Annotated in this window: 19 protein-coding genes; 10 read left to right on the top strand and 9 right to left on the bottom strand. The window is 71.2% G+C overall.

Features of this window, described 5'->3' with window-relative positions:
* Positions 1 to 317: hypothetical protein (locus MLY01S_RS09555; protein ID WP_157531286.1), on the bottom strand; the 317-nt coding region annotated here is incomplete at its 3' end.
* Between the two features lie 43 nt (positions 318 to 360).
* Positions 361 to 1,383 (bottom strand): class II fructose-bisphosphate aldolase, encoded by a 1,023-nt coding sequence (fbaA, locus tag MLY01S_RS09550; protein WP_067191528.1) that lies wholly within the window; start codon positions 1,381 to 1,383, stop codon positions 361 to 363.
* Between the two features lie 251 nt (positions 1,384 to 1,634).
* On the opposite strand from fbaA, the gene MLY01S_RS09545 reads away from it, so the two are divergent.
* From MLY01S_RS09545 to MLY01S_RS09535, 3 genes are all read left to right on the top strand, one after another.
* Positions 1,635 to 2,978, top strand: a complete 1,344-nt coding sequence (locus MLY01S_RS09545; RefSeq protein ID WP_067191526.1) for a lipase family protein — start codon at positions 1,635 to 1,637, stop codon at positions 2,976 to 2,978.
* Between the two features lie 51 nt (positions 2,979 to 3,029).
* The gene (locus tag MLY01S_RS09540; RefSeq protein ID WP_067191524.1) at positions 3,030 to 3,926 is read left to right on the top strand and encodes an SMP-30/gluconolactonase/LRE family protein; all 897 of its coding nucleotides are present in this window, start codon (positions 3,030 to 3,032) and stop codon (positions 3,924 to 3,926) included.
* Between the two features lie 195 nt (positions 3,927 to 4,121).
* Positions 4,122 to 5,249 (top strand): CARDB domain-containing protein, encoded by a 1,128-nt coding sequence (locus MLY01S_RS09535; protein ID WP_067191522.1) that lies wholly within the window; start codon positions 4,122 to 4,124, stop codon positions 5,247 to 5,249.
* An 81-nt stretch (positions 5,250 to 5,330) separates the two neighbouring features.
* Here MLY01S_RS09535 and MLY01S_RS09530 read toward each other — a convergent pair whose 3' ends face one another.
* Together MLY01S_RS09530 and MLY01S_RS09525 are read right to left on the bottom strand one after the other, a co-directional pair.
* Positions 5,331 to 6,005 carry a TrmH family RNA methyltransferase gene (locus MLY01S_RS09530; RefSeq protein WP_067191520.1) on the bottom strand — a complete coding sequence of 225 codons (675 nt, stop codon included), beginning with the start codon at positions 6,003 to 6,005 and terminating at the stop codon, positions 5,331 to 5,333.
* On the bottom strand, positions 6,002 to 6,382 hold the full coding sequence (locus tag MLY01S_RS09525) for a hypothetical protein (RefSeq protein WP_067191518.1): 381 nt from the start codon (positions 6,380 to 6,382) through the stop codon (positions 6,002 to 6,004). The genes MLY01S_RS09530 and MLY01S_RS09525 overlap by 4 nt, the downstream gene beginning before the upstream one ends.
* A gap of 63 nt (positions 6,383 to 6,445) precedes the next feature.
* Here MLY01S_RS09525 and MLY01S_RS09520 point away from each other — a divergent pair, with 63 nt between their 5' ends.
* Positions 6,446 to 7,492, top strand: a complete 1,047-nt coding sequence (locus MLY01S_RS09520; RefSeq protein WP_067191516.1) for a magnesium and cobalt transport protein CorA — start codon at positions 6,446 to 6,448, stop codon at positions 7,490 to 7,492.
* 37 nt (positions 7,493 to 7,529) lie between these two features.
* Here MLY01S_RS09520 and pyrE read toward each other — a convergent pair whose 3' ends face one another.
* On the bottom strand, positions 7,530 to 8,111 hold the full coding sequence (pyrE, locus tag MLY01S_RS09515) for an orotate phosphoribosyltransferase (protein WP_087134184.1): 582 nt from the start codon (positions 8,109 to 8,111) through the stop codon (positions 7,530 to 7,532).
* Between the two features lie 74 nt (positions 8,112 to 8,185).
* Here pyrE and MLY01S_RS09510 point away from each other — a divergent pair, with 74 nt between their 5' ends.
* The gene (locus MLY01S_RS09510; protein ID WP_067191513.1) at positions 8,186 to 8,629 is read left to right on the top strand and encodes a MarR family winged helix-turn-helix transcriptional regulator; all 444 of its coding nucleotides are present in this window, start codon (positions 8,186 to 8,188) and stop codon (positions 8,627 to 8,629) included.
* 236 nt (positions 8,630 to 8,865) lie between these two features.
* Positions 8,866 to 9,780, top strand: a complete 915-nt coding sequence (gene nadE / locus MLY01S_RS09505; protein ID WP_067191511.1) for an NAD(+) synthase — start codon at positions 8,866 to 8,868, stop codon at positions 9,778 to 9,780.
* A 165-nt stretch (positions 9,781 to 9,945) separates the two neighbouring features.
* Here nadE and MLY01S_RS09500 read toward each other — a convergent pair whose 3' ends face one another.
* The 3 genes from MLY01S_RS09500 to MLY01S_RS09490 are packed head-to-tail and all read right to left on the bottom strand — an operon-like array spanning position 9,946 to position 12,220.
* A complete protein-coding gene (locus MLY01S_RS09500; RefSeq protein ID WP_067191510.1) occupies positions 9,946 to 10,749 on the bottom strand; it encodes a hypothetical protein in 804 nt (267 codons plus the stop codon).
* Complete coding sequence (locus MLY01S_RS09495) at positions 10,746 to 11,741, bottom strand: ABC transporter ATP-binding protein (protein WP_245232203.1); 996 nt, start codon at positions 11,739 to 11,741, stop codon at positions 10,746 to 10,748. The genes MLY01S_RS09500 and MLY01S_RS09495 overlap by 4 nt, the downstream gene beginning before the upstream one ends.
* Complete coding sequence (locus tag MLY01S_RS09490; RefSeq protein ID WP_087134181.1) at positions 11,738 to 12,220, bottom strand: GntR family transcriptional regulator; 483 nt, start codon at positions 12,218 to 12,220, stop codon at positions 11,738 to 11,740. Before MLY01S_RS09490 ends, MLY01S_RS09495 begins: the two co-directional genes overlap by 4 nt.
* 322 nt (positions 12,221 to 12,542) lie before the next feature.
* Here MLY01S_RS09490 and MLY01S_RS09485 point away from each other — a divergent pair, with 322 nt between their 5' ends.
* The 4 genes from MLY01S_RS09485 to MLY01S_RS09470 all read left to right on the top strand — a co-directional run bounded on the left by MLY01S_RS09485 (position 12,543) and on the right by MLY01S_RS09470 (position 18,214).
* Positions 12,543 to 13,370 (top strand): exodeoxyribonuclease III, encoded by an 828-nt coding sequence (locus MLY01S_RS09485; RefSeq protein ID WP_067191508.1) that lies wholly within the window; start codon positions 12,543 to 12,545, stop codon positions 13,368 to 13,370.
* A gap of 24 nt (positions 13,371 to 13,394) precedes the next feature.
* On the top strand, positions 13,395 to 14,414 hold the full coding sequence (locus MLY01S_RS09480) for a DUF8083 family protein (protein WP_067191506.1): 1,020 nt from the start codon (positions 13,395 to 13,397) through the stop codon (positions 14,412 to 14,414).
* A 339-nt stretch (positions 14,415 to 14,753) separates the two neighbouring features.
* On the top strand, positions 14,754 to 16,625 hold the full coding sequence (locus MLY01S_RS09475; protein WP_082740059.1) for a glycoside hydrolase family 13 protein: 1,872 nt from the start codon (positions 14,754 to 14,756) through the stop codon (positions 16,623 to 16,625).
* 149 nt (positions 16,626 to 16,774) lie between these two features.
* Entirely contained in the window at positions 16,775 to 18,214 is a 1,440-nt protein-coding gene (locus MLY01S_RS09470; RefSeq protein ID WP_067191504.1) for an amino acid permease, read from the top strand.
* 195 nt (positions 18,215 to 18,409) lie between these two features.
* Here MLY01S_RS09470 and MLY01S_RS09465 read toward each other — a convergent pair.
* On the bottom strand, positions 18,410 to 19,956 hold a 1,547-nt coding region (locus MLY01S_RS09465), incomplete at its 5' end, for a BCCT family transporter (RefSeq protein ID WP_157531285.1).

The following is a 19,956-nucleotide window of genomic DNA, read 5'->3' as shown; positions in this document are numbered from 1 at the left end:
TCCCAGTCGTCGCGGTCCCGGTCCCGCGCCTCCCGGCGGTCGGCGCGGGCCTCGAGACGTTCGATGCGATGTTCGAGGGACTCGCCGCCGCTCGCGCCTCCGCGCTCGACCGCGGGCCGACGGGTCGCGTCCCCGACCTGGTCCGACCAGGACTCCAGCTCGGAGAGCCGGTGCTCGAGCTCGTCCATGCGGTCGGACAGGCCGGAGCCCTCGAGGCCCTCGACGCTGCGGCCGGTGATCAGCTGGGCGATCTGCACGGCACCCCAGACGAGGATCGCCACGATCGGGATCCAGGCGAACCAGGGGAGCATCTCCATCAGACCGCCTCCTCTCGAGAGCCCAGCCGGCGTTCCGGCAGCGTCACTTGATGGACTTGCCGGCGGAGCCGAGGTCCTGGCAGGCCTCCACGATGCGCTGGGCCATGCCGATCTCGGCCTTCTCGCCCCAGGTGCGCGGGTCGTACATCTTCTTGTTGCCGACCTCGCCGTCGATCTTCAGGACGCCGTCGTAGTTCTGGAACATGTGGGTGACGACCGGACGGGTGAAGGCGTACTGGGTGTCCGTGTCCACGTTCATCTTGATGACGCCGTAGCGCACGGCGTCCGCGATCTCCTGCTCGGTGGAGCCGGAGCCGCCGTGGAAGACCAGGTCGAACGGGCGGTCCTTGCCGATCTTCGCGCCGACGGCCTGCTGGATCTCGTCCAGGATCTCCGGGCGCAGCTTCACGTTGCCCGGCTTGTAGACGCCGTGCACGTTGCCGAAGGTGAGCGCGGTGATGTAGCGGCCGTGCTCGCCGGAGCCGAGGGCCTCGACCGTGGCCAGGCCGTCCTCGACGGTGGTGTAGAGCTGGTCGTTGATCTCGTTGGCGACGCCGTCCTCCTCGCCGCCGACGACGCCGATCTCCACCTCGAGGATCTGCTTGTTGGCGGCGGTGCGGGCCAGCAGCTCCCGTGCGATCCTCAGGTTCTCGTCCAGGGTCTCGGCGGAGCCGTCCCACATGTGGGAGTTGAAGATCGGGTCGCGGCCGGCCTTCACCTCGGCCTCGGAGGCGTCCAGCAGCGGGCGGACGAAGCCGTCCAGCTTGTCCTTCGGGCAGTGGTCCGTGTGCAGGGCGATGGTGACGTCGTACTGCTTGGCGACCTCGCGGGCGAAGGCGGCCATGGCCAGGGAGCCCGCCACCATGTTCTTCATGTTCTTGCCGGAGAAGAACTCGGCACCGCCGGTGGAGACCTGGATGATGCCGTCCGAGCCGGCCTCGGCGAAGCCGCGGAGGGCGGCGTTCAGGGTCTGGGAGCTGGTGACGTTGATCGCCGGATAGGCGTAGCCGCCGTCCTTGGCGGCGTCGATCATCTCGGCGTACTTGTCCGGGGTTGCGATGGGCATGCTGCGCTCCTGTGCGTCGCGGTCGGGCGGACGGATCCGGCTCCGTGCTGTCACCGGCGGACACCCTCTCAGGTGGCGGACGCGTGCGCCCGCGCCGGTGCGGAGCCGCCGGCACCATCCTATCGGTGCGCCCGGGGCCCGCGGCGAGGTCTGGACGAAGGTCTCTTGCCCGCCGTCGGGCCGCTCCGTAGCGTGAGGTGAATCACACGCAGGCCGGCAGGCCCGCACCTGTCCCCCCACCCGAGGAACCCATGACCACCTCCCGCCCCTCCCGTCTGACCACCCTCGCCGCGGCCGTCGCGCTCGGCCTCGGCGCGACCTTCGCCGGCCCCGCCCCCGCCGCCGCACAGCAGGGCATGGGCCCCGAGCAGGAGACCGCCGTGCAGGAGCTGTCCACGGCCCCCACCACCGCGGAGCGGGCACAGTGGGACGCCGCCCGCACCGCTCTGGCCCAGGCCGCGGACGAGGACTTCTACGCCGCTCCGGACTCGATCCCCGGCACTCCCGGCGCGCTGATCCGCCAGGAGCCGATGGACTTCTACCTGGACCCGGTGAAGCTGATCCGCTTCCCCGCCACGGCCACGCGCATCATGTACTCCTCCGTGAGCGCCACGGGCGAGCCGATCGCCGTGACCGGCACCGTCCTCGAACCGGAGAAGGAGTGGACCGGCTCCGGCGAACGGCCGGTGATCGCCTACGCGGTGGGCACCCAGGGCGTGGGAGACCAGTGCGCCCCGTCCAAGACCCTGTCCACGGGAGAGCAGTACGAAGGCGTCGGCATCTCCACGCTGCTGAACAAGGGATACACCGTGGTGGTCACGGACTACGAGGGGCTCGGCACCGAGGGCCTGCACACCTACATGGTCCGGCAGTCCCAGGCGCACACCGTGCTGGACTCCGTCCGGGCGGCTGCCGGGCTCGAGGGCTCGGGCGTGACGGCCACGTCCCCGGTGGCGATCGCCGGCTACTCCCAGGGCGGTGGCGCCGCGGCTGCAGCCGCCGAGCTCGCGGGCGAGTACGCACCGGAGCTGGACGTGAAGGCCGCCTACGCGGGCGCTCCCCCGGCGGACCTGACCCAGGTGGCCGACGCGATCGACGGGGGCGGCTCGGCCGCGTTCCTGCTCTTCGCCATGGCGGGCCATTTCGAGGCCTACGGTGTGGACCCGAGCCTGTACCTCAACGCCCTGGGCATGCAGACCCTCGAGAAGGCCTCCACCGCCTGCACCTCGGACGGCTCAGCGTTCGCCGACCTGGACTCCTCCACCATCACCAGTTCAGGCCAGTCCTTCCCGGAGCTGGTGCGCAGCGACCGACTGCTCGCCGGCATCCTCGCCGACCAGCGACTCGGGCATCAGGGCCGTCATCCGGAGATGCCGGTGATGATCGCCCACTCGCTGACCGATGACGTCATCCCGTACCGGACCGGCCGTGAGCTGGGGCACCGCTGGTGCGCGGAGGGTGCGCAGGTGCGCTTCGACCCGGTCTTCACCCCGACCCACGTGGGCGGCTATGTGGCCGCGCTGCCGCGCGCGACCGGCTTCCTCGACGCCGCGCTGAACGACCGCCGGACCGCCGACTCGTGCGGCTGGTTCTGAGCGTCGGCTAGCGTCAAGGGCAGGACCGTCCCGCCCACCGAAGGAGCAGACATGCGCGCCGAGCAGCTCACCGATCCCATCGCCTACCACGGCGAGGGCCCCGTCTGGGCCGACTCCTGGGGCACTGCCGCCGAGGGCGTGACCGCCGGCGGCGGCCTGCGCTGGGTGGACATGCTCGCCGGGGATGTCCTGGCCCTGCGCGCCGACGGCACGGTGGACCGCACGCACGTCGGCGACGTGGCCGCCGCGCTGCGCCCACGCACCGGGGGCGGGGCCGTCGTCGCGGTGGAGCGGGGCTTCGCCCTGATCTCGCCCGAAGGCGAGCTGACGACGCTGCCCGAGCTGTGGGGCGCGGACGCGGGGATCCGGATGAACGAGGGCGGCTGCGACCCAGACGGCCGGTTCCACTGCGGCACCATGGCCTACGCGAAGACCCCCGGGGCCGCGAACCTCTACCGGCTCACCCCCGCACCCGACGGCGGCGCGGGCGAGGTGGACGTCGTGCTGACCGGCTCGACGACGTCCAACGGCCTCGAGTGGAGCCCGGACGGCACGCGGGCGTACTACAACGACACCCCCACGCGGCAGGTGGCCGTGTTCGACTACTCCCGCGAGGAGGGCCTGACGGACCGGCGCGTGCTCGTGGACGTGCTCGACGGCGAGGGCAAGCCGGACGGACTCACCGTGGATGCCGAGGGCGGCATCTGGGTTGCGGTGATCAGCCACGGCCAGATCCACCGGTACACGCCGGAGGGGACCCTGGACGAGGTGGTGGAGGTCCCCGTGCAGAAGACCACGGCGTGCACCTTCGGCGGCGACGACCTCGGCACCCTCTACATCACCACCTCCTGGGAGAACATGGAACGCGGGGAGGACCCGCTGGCCGGGGCCCTGTTCGCCGTCCGCCCGGGGGTGACAGGCCTGCCGGTCCGGCCCTTCGCAGGCTGAACCGCCCGCCTTTCCCTCCGCTCCCGCACGCGACCCCGCCGCGTCATGCCGGGAGGGGCCGCGGCCGAGCACCGTTCCCATCACTTCACGTCCACCGGGAATCCTCTGAGACTTCTCCGTGAGTTCCCGCTAAGGTCCTGTGTTGCGGGTCTGTTCGCAGGCCCGCGGTTTCGTCCGACCTTCCCGGGAGTTCTCATGCGCTCGTTCTCGACCTCGGCCCGCGGCCGCCGCACGGCCCTGACTGCCTTCGGGCTCGCCTCCATCCTGACGCTCACCGCGTGCGGCGGCACGTCCGACGCCCCGGAGGAGGATGCCGCCAGCGCCTCCTCCGCATCGTCCGAGGCCGCCGAGCCGTCGCCGGAGTCCACCGAGAGCGAGGAGGCCGAGGAGACCGCCGACTTCCAGACCGCCTTCGAGCCCGGCGTGGCCGGGACCCTGAACTCGGTGCCGAACGACCTGGGCCTCGAGGAGGTCGAGGAGTCCCCGGACAACACCGTCGAGGTGCTCGGCACCCGCTTCGCCGTGACCCAGACGGCCCGCGTGGACGCCGTGCCCGGCAAGCTCGCCGAGCAGATTGCCCCCATGGTCTTCGACTACGCGGACGAGGTGAGTGCCGCGGACGGTGAAGCCCTCTACGTCGCCGTCGTGCAGGCCTCCGACGCCCGCCACGCCTTCGAGGGCGAGGCCCCCGAGACCACCACGACCTTCCGTGTGAACGGCGACCCGGTGGACGTCGGAGTCCCACCCCTGGCTGCGGGAGACCAGGCCACCGTCGTCGTCTCCGCCCCCGAGGACGCAGAGCCTGAGGACGTGACCCTCGAGGTCGTCCAGGACGAGGCGGCACAGGAGATCTCCCTCGTGGACGGCTCCCGCACCGCCTCCGACGTGGAGCACATCTACGAGCGTCCGACCTCCGTAGCCGTGGAGGAAGGCCATGACTGGGACGTGTCCTTCACGGGCTTCACCGGCAAGACAGAGCACCTGAGCGGCCAGATCGAGGGCGCGGAGATCCTGCCCGCCCTCCCCAAGCAGGGCTGGGCGACGTCCGGCAACGTGTTCCTGGGCCTGGACGTGCGCACGAACAAGCTCAACTCCACCGACGAAGACGAGTCCATGATCACGCTGGAGCTGCCCGACGGCACCACTCAGCGGTGGTTGGACGACCCCTCCGACCTGCAGTACCGGTTCAAGGACCGCGTCTGGTTCGAGATCCCGGCCGACGCCACGGAGGCCACCGCGAAGGTCGACGTGATCGTCAAGGCGGGCATCAAGGACCCCGAGACCCTCGACTCGCTCGAGGTGCCGCTCACCTTCGAGCGCTGAGCCGCCGGTCCGCGGCGCCGGGCCTCCCGGCCCCGTCCGGGCCGCGGACGGTCACCCCGACGCGGCGCCGTTGTCGTCCTCCTAGGGCGACGGCGGCGCCGCGTCCGCGTGCTGCCGGATCCACGCGTGCATCGCGATGCCGGCGGCCACGCCCGCGTTGATCGAACGGGTGGAGCCGTACTGCGCGATGGACAGCACCGCGCTCGACGCCGCCCGCATCTGTTCCGAGAGCCCCGGTCCCTCCTGACCGAAGACCAGCACGCAGGCGCGGGGGAAGTCGAAGGTCTCCAGCGGCACCGACTCCGGGAACAGGTCTACGCCGAGCACCGGCAGTCCCTCCTCGGCCGCCCACGCGGCGAACGCCGCCACCGTGTCATGGTGGTGCACGTGCAGGTACCGGTCCGTGACCATGGCGCCACGGCGGTTCCAGCGGCGCCGGCCGATGATGTGGACCCCGGCGGCGTTGAACGCGTTGGCGGTGCGGACCACCGTGCCGATGTTCAGGTCGTGCTGCCAGTTCTCGATGGCCACATGGAACGGGTGCCGCCGCGCATCGAGGTCCGCGACGATCGCCTCGAGGCTCCAGTACCGGTACCGGTCCAGCACGTTGCGGCGGTCCCCCTCGCGCAGCAGGTCTGCATCGAAGCGCGGGTCCTGCGGCCACGGGCCCTCCCAGGGGCCCACCCCGACCACACGCTCCGGCGCCTCACCCTCCGAAGGTGAGGCGCCGTCGTCGTGAAGCGGGCGGGAGCTCACGCGACGCGCGGAGCCTTCGCATCCACCAGCACCTTCGAGGCGCCGGCGGCCGCGGCGGTCACGGCCAGCACGGCCGGCCACGCGCCGATCTTCTTGGCCAGCGGATGGGAGGCTCCGAAACCGCCCAGATACAGCGCCGCCAGCCCACCGGTGACGGCCGGTCCGCCCTTGGCCAGCCAGGTGCGGCCAGCCAGCAGGCCGGCGGCGCCGAGCAGCACGCCGCCCAGCGGACGGATGCCGGTCTCACGGGCGGTGACGTAGCCGCCCAAGAGCCCGAGCGCCACCACGGGCGCGGTGTTCACCGCCTCGGCGGGCAGGAGGGACTTGCCGTCTCGGACGGCCTCGACGGTCTGGGTCTGGGTGATCTTCTCGCTCATGGCTCCACCGTACGCCCGTCAGCCTGGAGGCGGCCCGGAAGGGAACAGGCGCACAATGGTCAGGTGACGATCATCGACAACGCCGTCTACAAGAACGGCAGACGCATCCTCGCACCGACCTCGTTGGACCAGACCTGGCGGGCCCTGAAGGAGTCCGGTGACCTGGCCTGGCTGGGCATGTACCGGCCGGACGCCCACGAGCTGCAGGAGGTCGCGGACGAGCTGCATCTGCACGAGCTGGCCGTGGAGGACGCGCTGTCCGGCGGGCAGCGCGCCAAGCTCGAGCACTACGGCGAGGACTGGTTCATGGTCCTGCACCCGGCGCGGTACATCGACGAGACGGAGACCGTGGAGTTCGGCGAGATCGGCGTCTTCTCCGGGGACGACTACGTGGTCACCGTGCGCCACGCCGAGGAGCCGGACCTGGCCGCCGTGCGCCACTCCCTGGAGCGCGACAGCCCGGACCGGCTCGCGCTCGGCCCCTGGCAGGTGACCTTCGAGATCCTGGACAAGGTGGTGGACGACTACTTCCCGGTGGCCGACGGCCTCGAGCAGGACATCGGCGAGATCGAGGACCAGATCTTCGCCGGCGACGCGCATGTGTCCCGCCGCATCTACGAGCTCTCCCGCGAGGTGCTGAACTTCCAGCACGCCATCCGCGCGCTGCCGACCATGGTGGACCAGCTCCAGGACGACGCACGGGCACGCCTGCACGCGGACGAGGCCGGGGAGTCGAGTGCGGCGTCCCAGGGCGCGGCGATCGAGGTGGAGAACCTGCGCCGCCTCCGCGACGTCCACGACCACGCCGTGCAGATCAACGAGCGCGTGGCCGCCATGCGCGCGATGCTGAACAGCGCGCTGGAGCTGGACTCCACGCTGGCGTCCAAGCGGCTGGCCGAGCAGTCGATCGAGCAGAACGAGCAGGTCAAGCGCATCTCGTCCTGGGCTGCGATCATCTTCGCCCCGCAGCTGGTGGGGTCGATCTACGGCATGAACTTCGATCGCATGCCCGAGCTGCACTGGGCGTTCGGCTACCCGTTCGCGCTGACGCTGATGCTGACCGTGGCCGTGGTGCTGTGGGTGCTGTTCAAGCGGGCCGAATGGCTGTGAGTGCTGTTCAAGCGGGCCGAATGGCTGTGAGCCGGGCTCAGTCCAGGCCGAGCTCGTCCTTGCCGAAGGCGTAGAGGTAGGGCACCCCGGCCTCCTCGGCGATGCGCTCGGCGGCGCCGGTGTTCCGGTCCACGATCACGGCCACGGCCTGCACGTCGCCGCCGGCCCTGCGCACGCCCTCGACGGCGGTCAGCGCCGAGCCGCCGGTGGTGGAGGTGTCCTCGAGCACCACGACCTTCCGGCCGTCCACACCCGGGCCCTCGACCTGACGGCCCATGCCGTAGGACTTCTGGGCCTTGCGCACCACGAACGCGTCGAGCGCGCGGCCCTCGGCACCGGCGGCGTGCATCATCGCGGTGGCCACCGGGTCCGCCCCCATCGTGAGGCCGCCCATGGTCTCGTACTCGACACCGGCGTCCTCGAGCATCCGCAGCATCACCCGGCCGATCAGCGGCGCGGCCTCATGGTGCAGGGTCACGCGGCGCAGGTCCACGTAGTAGTCGGCCTCCTTGCCGGAGGACAGGGTGACCCTTCCGCGGACCACGGCGAGCTGCTGGATGAGCTCTTTCAGGCGGGCACGGTCCTGCTCGGGGGTGGGGGCTGCGGTGTTCTCGCTCATGCCCCTCATGCTAGCGGCGCTCGGCGGAGCGGCACCCCTGCCCCGGAACCTGGTTCGGCGCTAGCCTGACGGCCATGGACGAGAACGCACGCACCACCGAGACGTCCCGCCATGCCGGTCTGCCGCTGGCCCACTGGATCACGCAGACGGAGGGCCTGATCACCGCCCGCGTCGCCGCCTCGCTCGAAGAGCACGGGCTCACCCGCGCGCAGTGGCAGATGCTCAACGCCCTCACCGCAAGCCCGCTCAGCTCGGAGGAGGTCACCGCGGGCTTCGCCCCGGAACTGTCCGAGACCGCGCTCGCCGAGCTGCACGAGCTGGTGGAGGCGGCGTGGGTGGCCGTCGAAGGCGACCTGTTCACCCTCACCGCCACCGGTCGCGAGGCCGGCGAGCGCGTGGCCGAGGCCGTGGACCGGCTCCGCGCCGAGGCGATCGGCGACCTGCCCCGGGAGGACTACGAGACCACCCTGGCCGCCCTGCGCACCATCGCCCGGAACCTGGGGCATCCGGAGGCCTGAGGCTCCGTTCCGCCCCGACCACGGGCGCGGGTGCGGGACGCCGACTCCGCCACGGAGCAGACGCCGCCACAAGGCCGACCCCCGGCGCGGGTGAGGGACGCTGCGGAAGCGGTGTGCCGCCACGAGGCCGACCCCGGGGGCGGGTGAGGGACGCTGTGGAAGCGGTGTGCCGCCGTCGGGAAGCGGCCGAGGAGCACGACTCCCGCCGGAAACACGCCGCGAGTAGGCTTCGGCGCATGCGTGAGCTGCAGCAGAAGATCATCGAGGAGATGGGCGTCAAGCCCGAGATCGACCCCACCGAGGAGGTCCACCGCAGGGTGCGCTTCCTGGCGGACTACCTGCAGTCGACCGGCGCGGCCGGGTTCGTGCTCGGCATCTCCGGCGGCGTGGACTCCACCGCCGCCGGCCGCCTGGCGCAGCTGGCCGTGGAGAAGGCGCGTGCCGAGCTGGGCGTGACCGACGCCGTCGCCATGGGCGGGCCCGTGCTGCGCGGCGGCGAGGCCCCGAGGCCGACCGCCGAGACCCTGCCGAAGCCCTCGCACCGGAACCCGCAGTTCACCGCCGTGCGCCTGCCCTACAACGTGCAGGCTGACGAGGCGGAGGCGCAGCAGGCCATGGACTTCATCGACGCGGACATCGACCGCACGCTGGACATCGCCGACGGCGTGGACGGCGTGACGGAGGCCTTCGCGGCGGCCACCGGGGAGCCGATCTCCGACTACAACAAGGGCAACGTGAAGGCCCGCGTGCGCATGGTGGCCCAGTACGCCCTGGCCGGCCAGCACGGCCAGCTCGTGGTGGGCACGGACCACGGCGCCGAGTCCGTGACCGGCTTCTTCACCAAGTTCGGCGACGGCGGCGCGGACGTGCTCCCCCTGTTCGGCCTGAACAAGCGCCAGGTGCGGGCCGTGGCCAAGGAGCTCGGGGCGCCGGAGGTGCTGTGGGCGAAGGTGCCGACCGCCGACCTGCTGGACGGCAGCCCGGGCCGCGCGGACGAGGACGAGCTCGGCCTGACCTACGAGCACATCGACGACTACCTCGAGGGCCGTCAGGTGCCCGAGGACGTGGCGGACAAGATCGAGGCCGTCTGGCTGCGCAGCCGCCACAAGCGCACCACCCCGGTGACGATCCTCGAGGACTGGTGGCGCTGAGGCCGTGGCGCTGAGGCCGTGAGCGGTGGGACGGGGAGTGGCTGCGTGTATCGAAGCCGTTGCGTGTATCGAACTTAGGCCGTCCAGGCCCGGATCGGCCGCCTCCGGCCCAAGTTCGATACACGCTCGGACGTCCGAGGGTGTGACCGCCCGCCGACGCCGCCCCTACCGCGCGACCGGAGCCCGGCCCAGCAGCAGGCGGCTGAGCATCGCGGCGGCCGCGGCCACGGCAAGGACCAGGGACGAGAGCTTCAGCAGCGCGTCCTCGGCGAGGAAGCCCATCACGTCCACGCCCAGGGCCAGCAGCAGCGTGGCACCGCCGAGCAGCACCACGGCCAGGATCAGGAATCCTCCGATCACACCCCACTGCTTCCAGCGCAGCCAGGCGATGGCGATGCAGCCCCCGAGCAGCAGGGACGCCAGTCCCACGCAGAAGGCGACCAACGCCGCCGTGCCGAGGTGTCCGTCCCCGAGGGTCGCCACGTCGAAGACCCGGGCGCCGTCGGTGAACCACGTGCCGGTGGCCTGCTCGAGCACCAGGAAGACCACCACCACGGCGGCGGAGTACACCGCCTGCAGCAGCGCCCACACGAGGGTGCCGCGCCAATACTCGCCGCGCGTGCAGCCGAGCATGCCGACCGCATAGGGCATGGTCCGCACGTAGGAGAACGCGCCCACGCTCGCGAGGAATCCGGGCAGCATCCACAGGACCCCCATGTTCCCGCGGAAGAACTGGGAGAGGTCGGTCTCCGCGGGCACCACGTACGCCTTCAGCACCAGGTACACGGCCACGGAGAACAGCGTGAGCAGGGCGAACGTCACGGGGGTGGTGACGAGCATCCCGGTCAGGTCCGAGTAGTGCAGTCGCACCACGCGCAGCCACCGGTGCGGCAGGGTGCGGTCGTCGTGATGGGCCGTCGGCTTCCCGACGACGGCCCGTCCGTCGGTCTGTGCGGTCGCCGTGGTCATCGGGTCGCCTCCTGGCCGTGGGCTCGGGCCTCGGCGGAGCCGTGCGGCGCGGCGCCGAGTGCTGCGATGAGGTCCTGCAGGCCGACCGGGCCGATCTCGAGCCCGCTCTCTGCGGCCCGACGGTGCATCGCGGCGTCCGGGGTGCCGAGCACCACGGCCGAGGCGAGACCGCCGATGCGGTGGGTCTCGAGGACCTGGCGGTCGCCGGTGGCGGCCTCCACCGCCTTCGCCGGCCCGGAGACCGTGAAGGCCAGCTCGGCGATGTCCTCGGCGCTGGCGTCCACGAGGAGGCGGCCGTCGTCGATCACCAGGACCTGCTCGAAGAACCCCTCGACCTCGCCGATCAGGTGGGTGGACATGAGGATCGTGCGGGGGTGCTCGGCGTAGTCGCGCAGGAGCGCGTCGTAGAAGCGGCGTCGAGCGGTGGGGTCAAGTCCGAGGTAGGGCTCGTCGAGGAAGGTCAGCGGCGCCCGTGAGGCGAGTCCCGCCACGATCGCCACGGCCGAGAGCTGCCCGCGGGAGAGCTTGCGGATCTTGTGGTTCAGCGGGAGCCGGAACGTCTCGACGAGCTCGTCGGCGAAGTCCGCGTCCCAGTGCGGCAGGAACAGCGGGCACGTGGTGAGGACGTGGCGGACGGCGAAGGTGTCCGGGTAGGCCTGGTTCTCGCGTGCGAAGCAGAGCTGCGTGAGCACGGCGGCGTCGTCGAACGGCTCTCGGCCGAACACCTGCAGGGTGCCCGCGCTGGGGCGGTCCTGGCCGGAGATCAGGGACATGAGCGTGGTCTTGCCTGCGCCGTTGGCGCCGAGCAGTCCGCAGATGGTGTTGGGGGCGATGTCGAAGCTGACGTCCTGCAGCGCGCGGACCTCCCCATAGCGGCGGGCCAGGCCGCGGACGCTCACCGCGGCGTCCGGAGACATCGGAGCGTCCGCGGAGAGGGGACGGACCGTGGGCGGGAACTCGAGGACGGGCGTGGCCGTCGGCGCGGTGCTCATCGCCTTCCTCCTGCCTCAGCGGCACCGGGGCTCCGGCGTACTGACGCCTCCGCCGGCTGCCGTCCGTCCGTGCTGGCGGGCTCCCCGGCGGCGTCGATGACGGCTCCTCCGGCGCTGACCGCCCGCTCGCTCACCAGCTCGACGATGTCCTCACGCTGCAGTCCGAGGCGCTGCCCCTCGGCGACCATCGGGTCCACGTAGTCCTCGGCGAACCGTTCGGTCCGCTGGGCCAGCAGGCGTCCACGCGCCCCCTCGGCCACGAACATCCCGATGCCGCGTCGCTTGTAGAGCAGTCCGGCGTCCACGAGGAGGTTGATGCCCTTGTTGGCGGTCGCAGGGTTGATGCGCAGGTGGAGGGCGAACTCGTTGGTCGAGGGGATCTGCGTCTCCTCCGGGTAGCTGCCGTCTACGATGCCGCGCTCGATCGTCTGCGCAAGGGTGCGGAACAGGGGCTGTCCGTGCGGGTCTGTGCTGGCCATCTCGACTCCCGTCCGAGCTTCAGTGGTTCATTACTTGTGTAACTAACCTAAGTGCCTTCGCGGTGCGTGGCAAGACCCGAGCCGCGGCGCTGCGGCGACGTTGGGCGAAGAGAGAGGACCCGGTTGCGGGTGCCGAAGGACCCGGTTGCGTGCGCCGAAGGATGCCGTTGCGTGTATCGAACCTGGGCCGTCCAGGCCCGGATCGGCCGGCTCCGGCCCAAGTTCGATACACGCTCGGACGTCCGAGGGTGTGACCGCCCGCCGGCGCCGCCCCGAGACCGCCCGTTCCCGCCGGCCCCGCGCCCTTCGATAGCCTGGCCGGGTGAAGATCGCGACCTGGAATGTGAACTCCCTCCGTGCCCGCGCCGACCGTGTGGAGGCGTTCCTGGAGCGGCAGGACATCGACGCCCTGGCCATCCAGGAGACGAAGTGCAAGGACGAGAACTTCCCGTGGGAGCTGTTCGAGCGCGCCGGCTACGAGGTGGCGCACAACGGCTTCTCCCAGTGGAACGGCGTGGCCATCGCCTCGCGCGTGGGCCTTGAGGACGTGCAGCGCGGCTTCGAAGGCCAGCCGCACTTCGGCAAGGGCGGCAAGGACCCGCATGAGGAGGCCCGTGCGATCGGTGCGACGGTCGGCACCGAGTCCACGGACGGTGCCGCCCCGGTGCGCCTCTGGAGCCTCTACGTGCCCAACGGCCGCGGGCTGCAGGACGAGCACATGGTCTACAAGCTGGACTGGCTCTCCACCCTCAAGGACCTCACCGCCGCGCAGCTGGCCGAGTCCCCGGACCTGCGCCTGGCCCTGACCGGCGACTGGAACATCGCGCCGCAGGACGAGGACGTCTGGGACATGCAGTTCTTCCTGGACAATGAGCTGACCCACGTCTCCGAGCCGGAGCGCTCGGCCTTCCGCTCCTTCACGGACGCCGGCTTGGTGGACGTCGTCCGTCCCCGTCACCCCGGCCCGGGCGTCTACACCTACTGGGACTACAAGGCGCTGCGCTTCCCGAAGAAGGAGGGCATGCGCATCGACTTCCAGCTCTGCTCCCCCGCCCTGGCCGAGTCCGTCGAGGACGCCTGGATCGACCGCGACGAGCGCAAGGGCAAGGGCGCCTCGGACCACGCGCCGGTCATCGTCGACTACCGCTGACCGGCGCCCGGTCGCACCGCAGCCATGGACGCGATCGCGCACCTGCGCGTCTTCGAACCGGCCGAGGCGTTCCCCGCCGCCCTCGGCCCGGTGCTCGCGGACGCCGCCGGCCGTGACCGTGCCGACGTGGAGGCCGAGGCGGACCGCCGCACCCTGGCGCGCGTGACCCGCCGCCGCGTGGATCCGTTCCCGCATCCCCAGCAGCCGGACCTCGTCCGCGCGCTCACCCACCCGGACGGCCGCGTCCGCTTCTGCCCGGACCAGCTCGCCCGCCGCGCCGCGTACTCGGCGGCCTCCCTGGAGCGCCTGTTGGAACCGGAGCAGTTCGCCGCCCTCATCCCCGAGGAGGCACGACGACGGCACACCGCCGCCCTCGACGCCTCACCGGATCCCTCGGTCGCCTCCGACACCGATGCGTCCGGCCCCGCCACGGACGGCACCGCCGGCGAGGGCCTCTCCGGCGACGACCGTCTCGGGGCAGGACTGCGGAGCCGGGACTCCCGCCCGGAGTTCGCCCGCCCCGGCTCGGCGATCCGCACCCGCTCCTCGCTCTGGGGCGTGCCGCACTCGTGGCTGCTGCTGTTCGACCCGGACGAGGACCTCGCCCGCGCGGCCGCACAGGGATCCGCACCGACGGGCGCGGAGGACGGCTCGGCCTGCGCAGAGGGCGCCGACACCTTCGACGACGAGGGCACCCGCGCCACACCCGACCGCCCGTTCCGCGCCCGCCGCACGGTGGGCCTGCTGGACGCGCTCGTCCGCTGCGGTCGGGCGGCCCGGATCCTGCGGGACCACGCCCCGGACGCGGACCTGAACGGGGAGCTGACCGAGCTGTCCGGGTGGCTGGAGCTGTTCGGCCCGGACGCCGTGGTGGAGCTCGACTACGGCCGACTCACCCCGTACGTCTGGCCGGACGAGTCGCCCTACGACCTCTGGACGCTGCTGACCTGCCTGGAGGAGCAGGACGAGTCCACCGCGGCGGTCGCTCAGGAGCGGCTGAACCGCCGCTGGGGCCTGCTCACCCTCCACGCGCGCGCCAACTGAGCCGAACGCCCCGGCCAACTGAGCCGACCCAGTTGAGCGGCCGTCGTCGGGACACCGGACCGGCCCAGGTGAACGGCCGTCGTCGCCACCCTTCGATCCGATTCAGCGCGTGCGTGGCGTGCTCTGAATCGGATCGAGGGCTTCGGGGTCCAGATCGGATCGAGGGCTTCGGGATCCAGATCGGATCGAGGGCGAGGGCTTCGGGATCCAGGACCCTGTCGCCGGACGGACCGGCGCCTCCAGCCCCTGCTCACCCACCCCGCCCCGTGCGCTACCCCACACCGTCACACCCTGCCGCCGCCTGGCATGGCCGCACCGCACAGCCCTAGGCTGGTCGGCATGACCTCGCAGCCCCTGAGCACGCCGCCGTCGGAAGCCCGCAACCGCCCCCACAACCCGTGGTGGGTGGACGCTGTGATCTATCAGGTGTATCCGCGCTCCTTCGCGGACGGCAACGGGGACGGCATGGGGGATCTGCCGGGCGTGACCGCGAAGATCCCGTACCTGGCCGAGCTCGGCGTGGACGCGGTGTGGCTGTCTCCGTTCTACCGCTCCCCGCAGGCGGACGGCGGGTACGACGTCGCGGACTACCGGGACATCGACCCGCGCTTCGGCACCCTCGCGGATGCAGACGAGCTGATCCGCACGGCGCACGAGGCGGGACTGCGGATCATCGTGGACCTGGTCCCGAACCACACCTCGGACGAGCACCCCTGGTTCCAGGCCGCGCTGGCCGCCGCCCCCGGCTCCCCCGAGCGCGCCCGCTACCACTTCGCCGACGGCCGCGGCGAGGACGGCTCCGAGCCGCCGAACAACTGGGAGTCCACCTTCGGCGGCCGCGCCTGGACCCGCACCACAGACCCGGACGGCACCCCGGGCCAGTGGTACCTGCACCTGTTCGACTCCAAGCAGCCGGACCTGAACTGGGACAACCCGGAGGTCCACGAGGAGATGGAGTCCGTGCTGCGCTTCTGGCTGGACCGCGGCGTGGACGGCTTCCGCATCGACGTGGCCCACGGCATGGTCAAGCAGGAGGGCCTGCCGGACGCGGACCACACCCGCATGGGCATGGTCACGGACGCCGGCGAGGACCACGACCCGGACTTCGACGTGGATGCGTTCGAGCCGGCGATGCCGTTCCTGGACCAGGACGGCGTACACGAGATCTACCGGTCCTGGCGCCGTGTCCTGGACTCCTACGACCATGAGCCGATGATGGTCGCCGAGGCCTGGGTCTCCCCGCTGCCCCGCATGTTCCGCTATGTCCGCGAGGGAGAGTGCCAGCAGACCTTCAACTTCACCTACCTGATGTCCGGGTGGGACGCGGAGTCCATGGCGTCGGCGATCGACCGCTCCATGGTGGAGGCCGCCAAGGTCGGCGCCACGAACACGTGGGTGTTGTCCAACCACGACACGGTGCGCCACACCTCCCGCTACGGCCTGTCCGACCCGTCCTCCTACCCGGACGGCATCACCGCGGAGGACGAGCAGCCGGACGAGGAGCTGGGCCGCTTCCGCGCCCGCGCCGCCGCACTGGTGGAGCTGGGCCTGCCCGGCTCGGCGTACGTCTACCAGGGCGACGAGCTCGGCCTGCCCGAGCACACCACCCTGGCCGCCGAGTACCGCCAGGACCCGTACTTCTTCCGCACGGACGGCGCCGAGCCCGGCCGCGACGGCTGCCGCATCCCCATGCCGTGGAGGGCCGAGGCCCCGGGCCACGGCTTCGCCGTGAACCACGACGGCGGCGCGGCGGCGTCATCGGACGACGTCGCCTCACCGGGTGAGGGTGTCGCTGCGGCGCCGAGGACCGACGGCATCCCGGCGGCCCCGTGGCTGCCCCAGCCGGAGTCCTTCGCCCGCTACGCCGCCGACCGACAGGTGGAGGTCCCGGGCTCCTTCTACGAGCTGTACCGGCACCTGCTCTCGGTGCGCGGCGAGCTGGAGATGGGCGTGGGCCGCTTCGCATGGTCCGACCGCCACGACCCTGACGACGGCGTCGTCGCCTTCACCGTCACCAGCGGCGGGGGGCGGCACCTCGGATCCGGCGAGCCGATCCCGGAGCAGACCGTGCTGGTGATCGCCAACCTCGGTGAGGACGAGGTGGAGCTGCCCGCAGGCCACCGCGTGCTGGCGCGCTCGGACCGCGAGCCGGGGGCCCCCGACGCCGCCGCTGCCCTGCTGCCGGACACCGCCGCCTGGCTCCTGGTGTGACCTTCCGCGGGGTGGAAACCGCAGGCCACCAGGCGGACGCGGCGTGTTGAACACGTACGAACACGTACGGAGTGGCGCGGAGTGTGACCTGGGTCCACAATGGTGAGTCGTCTCACCCATGACCCCACCGCTTCGGAGGAGCCACCACCATGGCACACACCCCTGAAGGGGCCCCGGCACGATCTGCCACGGACCCCGGCCTGCAGCGCGGCCTGAGCACCCGTCACATCGTCTTCATCGCCCTCGGCACCGCCATCGGCACCGGCCTGTTCTACGGTTCAGCACCGGCCATCCAGACCGCCGGCCCCGCCGTGATCCTCGCCTACGCGGTCGCAGGCCTCGCCGTGTTCATGGTGATGCGCGCCCTCGGCGAGATGGCCGTGCGCGAGCCCGTCTCCGGTTCCTTCGGCGCCTACGCACACCGCTATCTGGGCCCCTTCGCCGGCTTCGTGACGGGCTGGACCTACGTGTTCGAACTGTCGATCGTGGTGATCGCGGACGTCACCGCCGTGGCCGTGTACATGCAGTTCTGGTACCCGGGCACCCCCGCCTGGCTGTGGATCGGCGCCTGCATCCTGTTCATCGGTGCCGTCAACCTCACCCATGTGGGCAACTTCGGCGAGCTCGAGTTCTGGCTCTCGATCGTGAAGGTGGTCGCGATCCTCGGCATGATCGTCGGGGGTCTGATCCTGATGGTCATGGGAATGAGCTATGACGGACAGACCAGCGCCGGCCTGCACAACCTCGTGGACCACGGCGGGTTCATGCCCGAGGGCCTCACCGGCGTGCTGCTGGCGTTGGCGATCGTGATCTTCTCCTTCGGCGGCATCGAGACCATCGGCATCACCGCCGGCGAGGCCAAGGACGCCTCCGGCGCCCTGCCGAAGGCCATCAACACCGTGCCCGCCCGCATCCTGATCTTCTACGTGGGCACCATGGTCGTGATCATGTCCCTGGTCCCGTGGAACAAGGTCAGCGGCCAGAACTCCCCGTTCGTGGAGATCTTCGACACCCTGGGCATCCCCTTCGCCCCGCACATCCTGAACTTCGTGGTGCTCACCGCCGCGGTGTCCGCCGTGAACGCCTGCACCTACTCGATCGGCCGCCTGCTCTACGCCATGGCCGGTGACGGGCACGCCCCGCGCGCCTTCCGCACCGTCTCCGACCGCGGCGTGCCGTGGGCCGCCGTGGGCCTGGTCCTCGCCGTGATGGTGGTCGGCGCCCTCATCAACACCTTCATGGAGGACGTGTTCGTGACGGTCGCCCAGGTGGCCACCTTCGCCGTGGTCTTCACCTGGACGATGATCCTCATGACGCACCGTGGCATGCGCAAGACCATGGCCCGCCACGGGGAGAGCCCCGGTACGTTCGCCCTGCCGGGCGGCGCCTTCACCACCTGGGCCACCACGGCCTTCATCGCGCTGGTCATCGGCCTGCTCGCCTGGGACCCTCAGAGCCGCCAGGCGCTCGTCATCGGCGTGGTCTGGCTGGCCGTGTTGACGGCCGCCTGGTTCCTGGGCGCCCGCCGCCACGGCCACCGCAACGCGCGCACCGGACAGATGCCCCTGGCGGCCGAAGAGTACCGCTGACGACTGCCCCTGACCGGCGTCCAGGCGCGAGGCGCGAGCATCAGGCGCCCGGCGCCCTGCGCCAGGCGCAAGGCGCAAGGCGCGAGGCGCAAGGCGCGAGGCATCCTGCACCACGGCGACGGCCCCGGCGACCTTCTCTGCGGAAGGCGCCGGGGCCGTCGTCGCCCCGGTACCGGGGCAGAGCGGGTCAGCGGGTCAACGCGAATCGGACGCTGAGGATCCGTCTCCGCTCGGCGGGGTCACCGTGATGACGTCGTCCGGACCGGCCGAGGCCATCTGCGCGATGCGGTGCTTGCCTTCGCGGCTGAGCGAGGCCCACCACTGCGAGGCCGTGGCAGGACCGTCCACGACCTCGTCGTCCGTGTCCAGACCCAGGTGGGTCTTGATGGATGCCAGCTGGGCCCGACGGCGCACGGCCTCCACCCGGGCCACCGAGTAGGACAGGGTGCGCAGCGTGGACACGCACATCACCAGCATCAGCACGGAGAACGGCAGACCGATGGTGATCGCGAGCGTCTGGATGGCGGACAGGCCGCCGGCCATGAGCAGGGCCGCCGCCATGAAGGCGGTGGCGATCGCGAAGAAGAGGCGGATCCATACCTTCGGCTCCGGGTCGCCGCCGGTGGCGAGCATGCCCATCACCAGGGAGCCGGAGTCCGAGGAGGTCACGAAGAAGACCGCAGACAGGATGATCGCACCGATGATGAGCATGGTGCCGGCCGGCAGCTGCTCCAGCACCTGGAACAGGGCGGAGTTCGCGTCGATCGTGCCGTCGTCGCCCACGACGGAGGCGTAGCCGGCCGGCTTCACGGTCTCGTAGTAGATGGCGATGCCGCCCAGCACGCCGAACCACAGGACGGAGATCAGGGTCGGCACGGCCAGCACGCCCATGATGAAGGCACGCACGGTGCGGCCGCGGGAGATGCGGGCGATGAAGATGCCGACGAACGGCGTCCAGGACATCCACCAGCCCCAGTAGTACGCGGACCAGCCGGCCTGCCAGGTGTCGCCCTCGTCCCCGTTGAAGGCGGAGACGTTCAGGGAGTTGCTCAGGAAGCCCTGCATGTAGGCGCCGAAGGACTGCACCATCTCCTTGAACAGGTAGGCGGTGGGGCCCACGAACGCCAGGAACAGCAGGAGACCGGCTGCCAGGATGAGGTTGAAGTTGGACAGCCACTTCATGCCGCGGGCCACACCGGAGACCACCGTGTAGAGGACCACCGCGGTCACGCCGGCGATCATCACGTACTCGAGCCAGGTCGAATCCTCGGCCACGATGCCCAGCGAGCGCAGACCCGCGGCCATCTGGGTCACGCCCAGGCCGAGAGAGGTAGCGACGCCGAACACGGTGCCGATGAGGGCGATGTTGTCGACTAGGTTGCCCCAGCCGCCACGGGTGTTCTTCTCACCGATCAGCGGCTCGAAGGCCCAACGCAGGGACAGCGGACGGCCGCGGCGGTGGATCGCCAGGCCCACGCCCACGCCGACGACCGCGTAGATGGCCCAGGGCTGCAGACCCCAGTGCATGAAGGTGGTGGACAGGGCGTCCTGCGCCAGCTGACCCGTGTTCGGGTCCGCGGCCGCCACATCCGGGCGGGGGCTCACGAAGTGGCTGAGCGGCTCGGTCATCCCGTAGAACACCAGGCCGATGCCCATGCCTGCCGCGAAGAGCAGCGAGAACCAGGACAGGGTGGAGAACTCCGGCTCCTCATCCGGGTGGCCCATGGTGATCTGGCCCTTGC

This window comes from Micrococcus lylae NBRC 15355 (assembly GCF_001570885.1).
GTDB classification, from domain to species: Bacteria; Actinomycetota; Actinomycetes; order Actinomycetales; family Micrococcaceae; genus Micrococcus; species Micrococcus lylae.
This window is presented reverse-complemented; position numbering and strand designations above follow the sequence as displayed.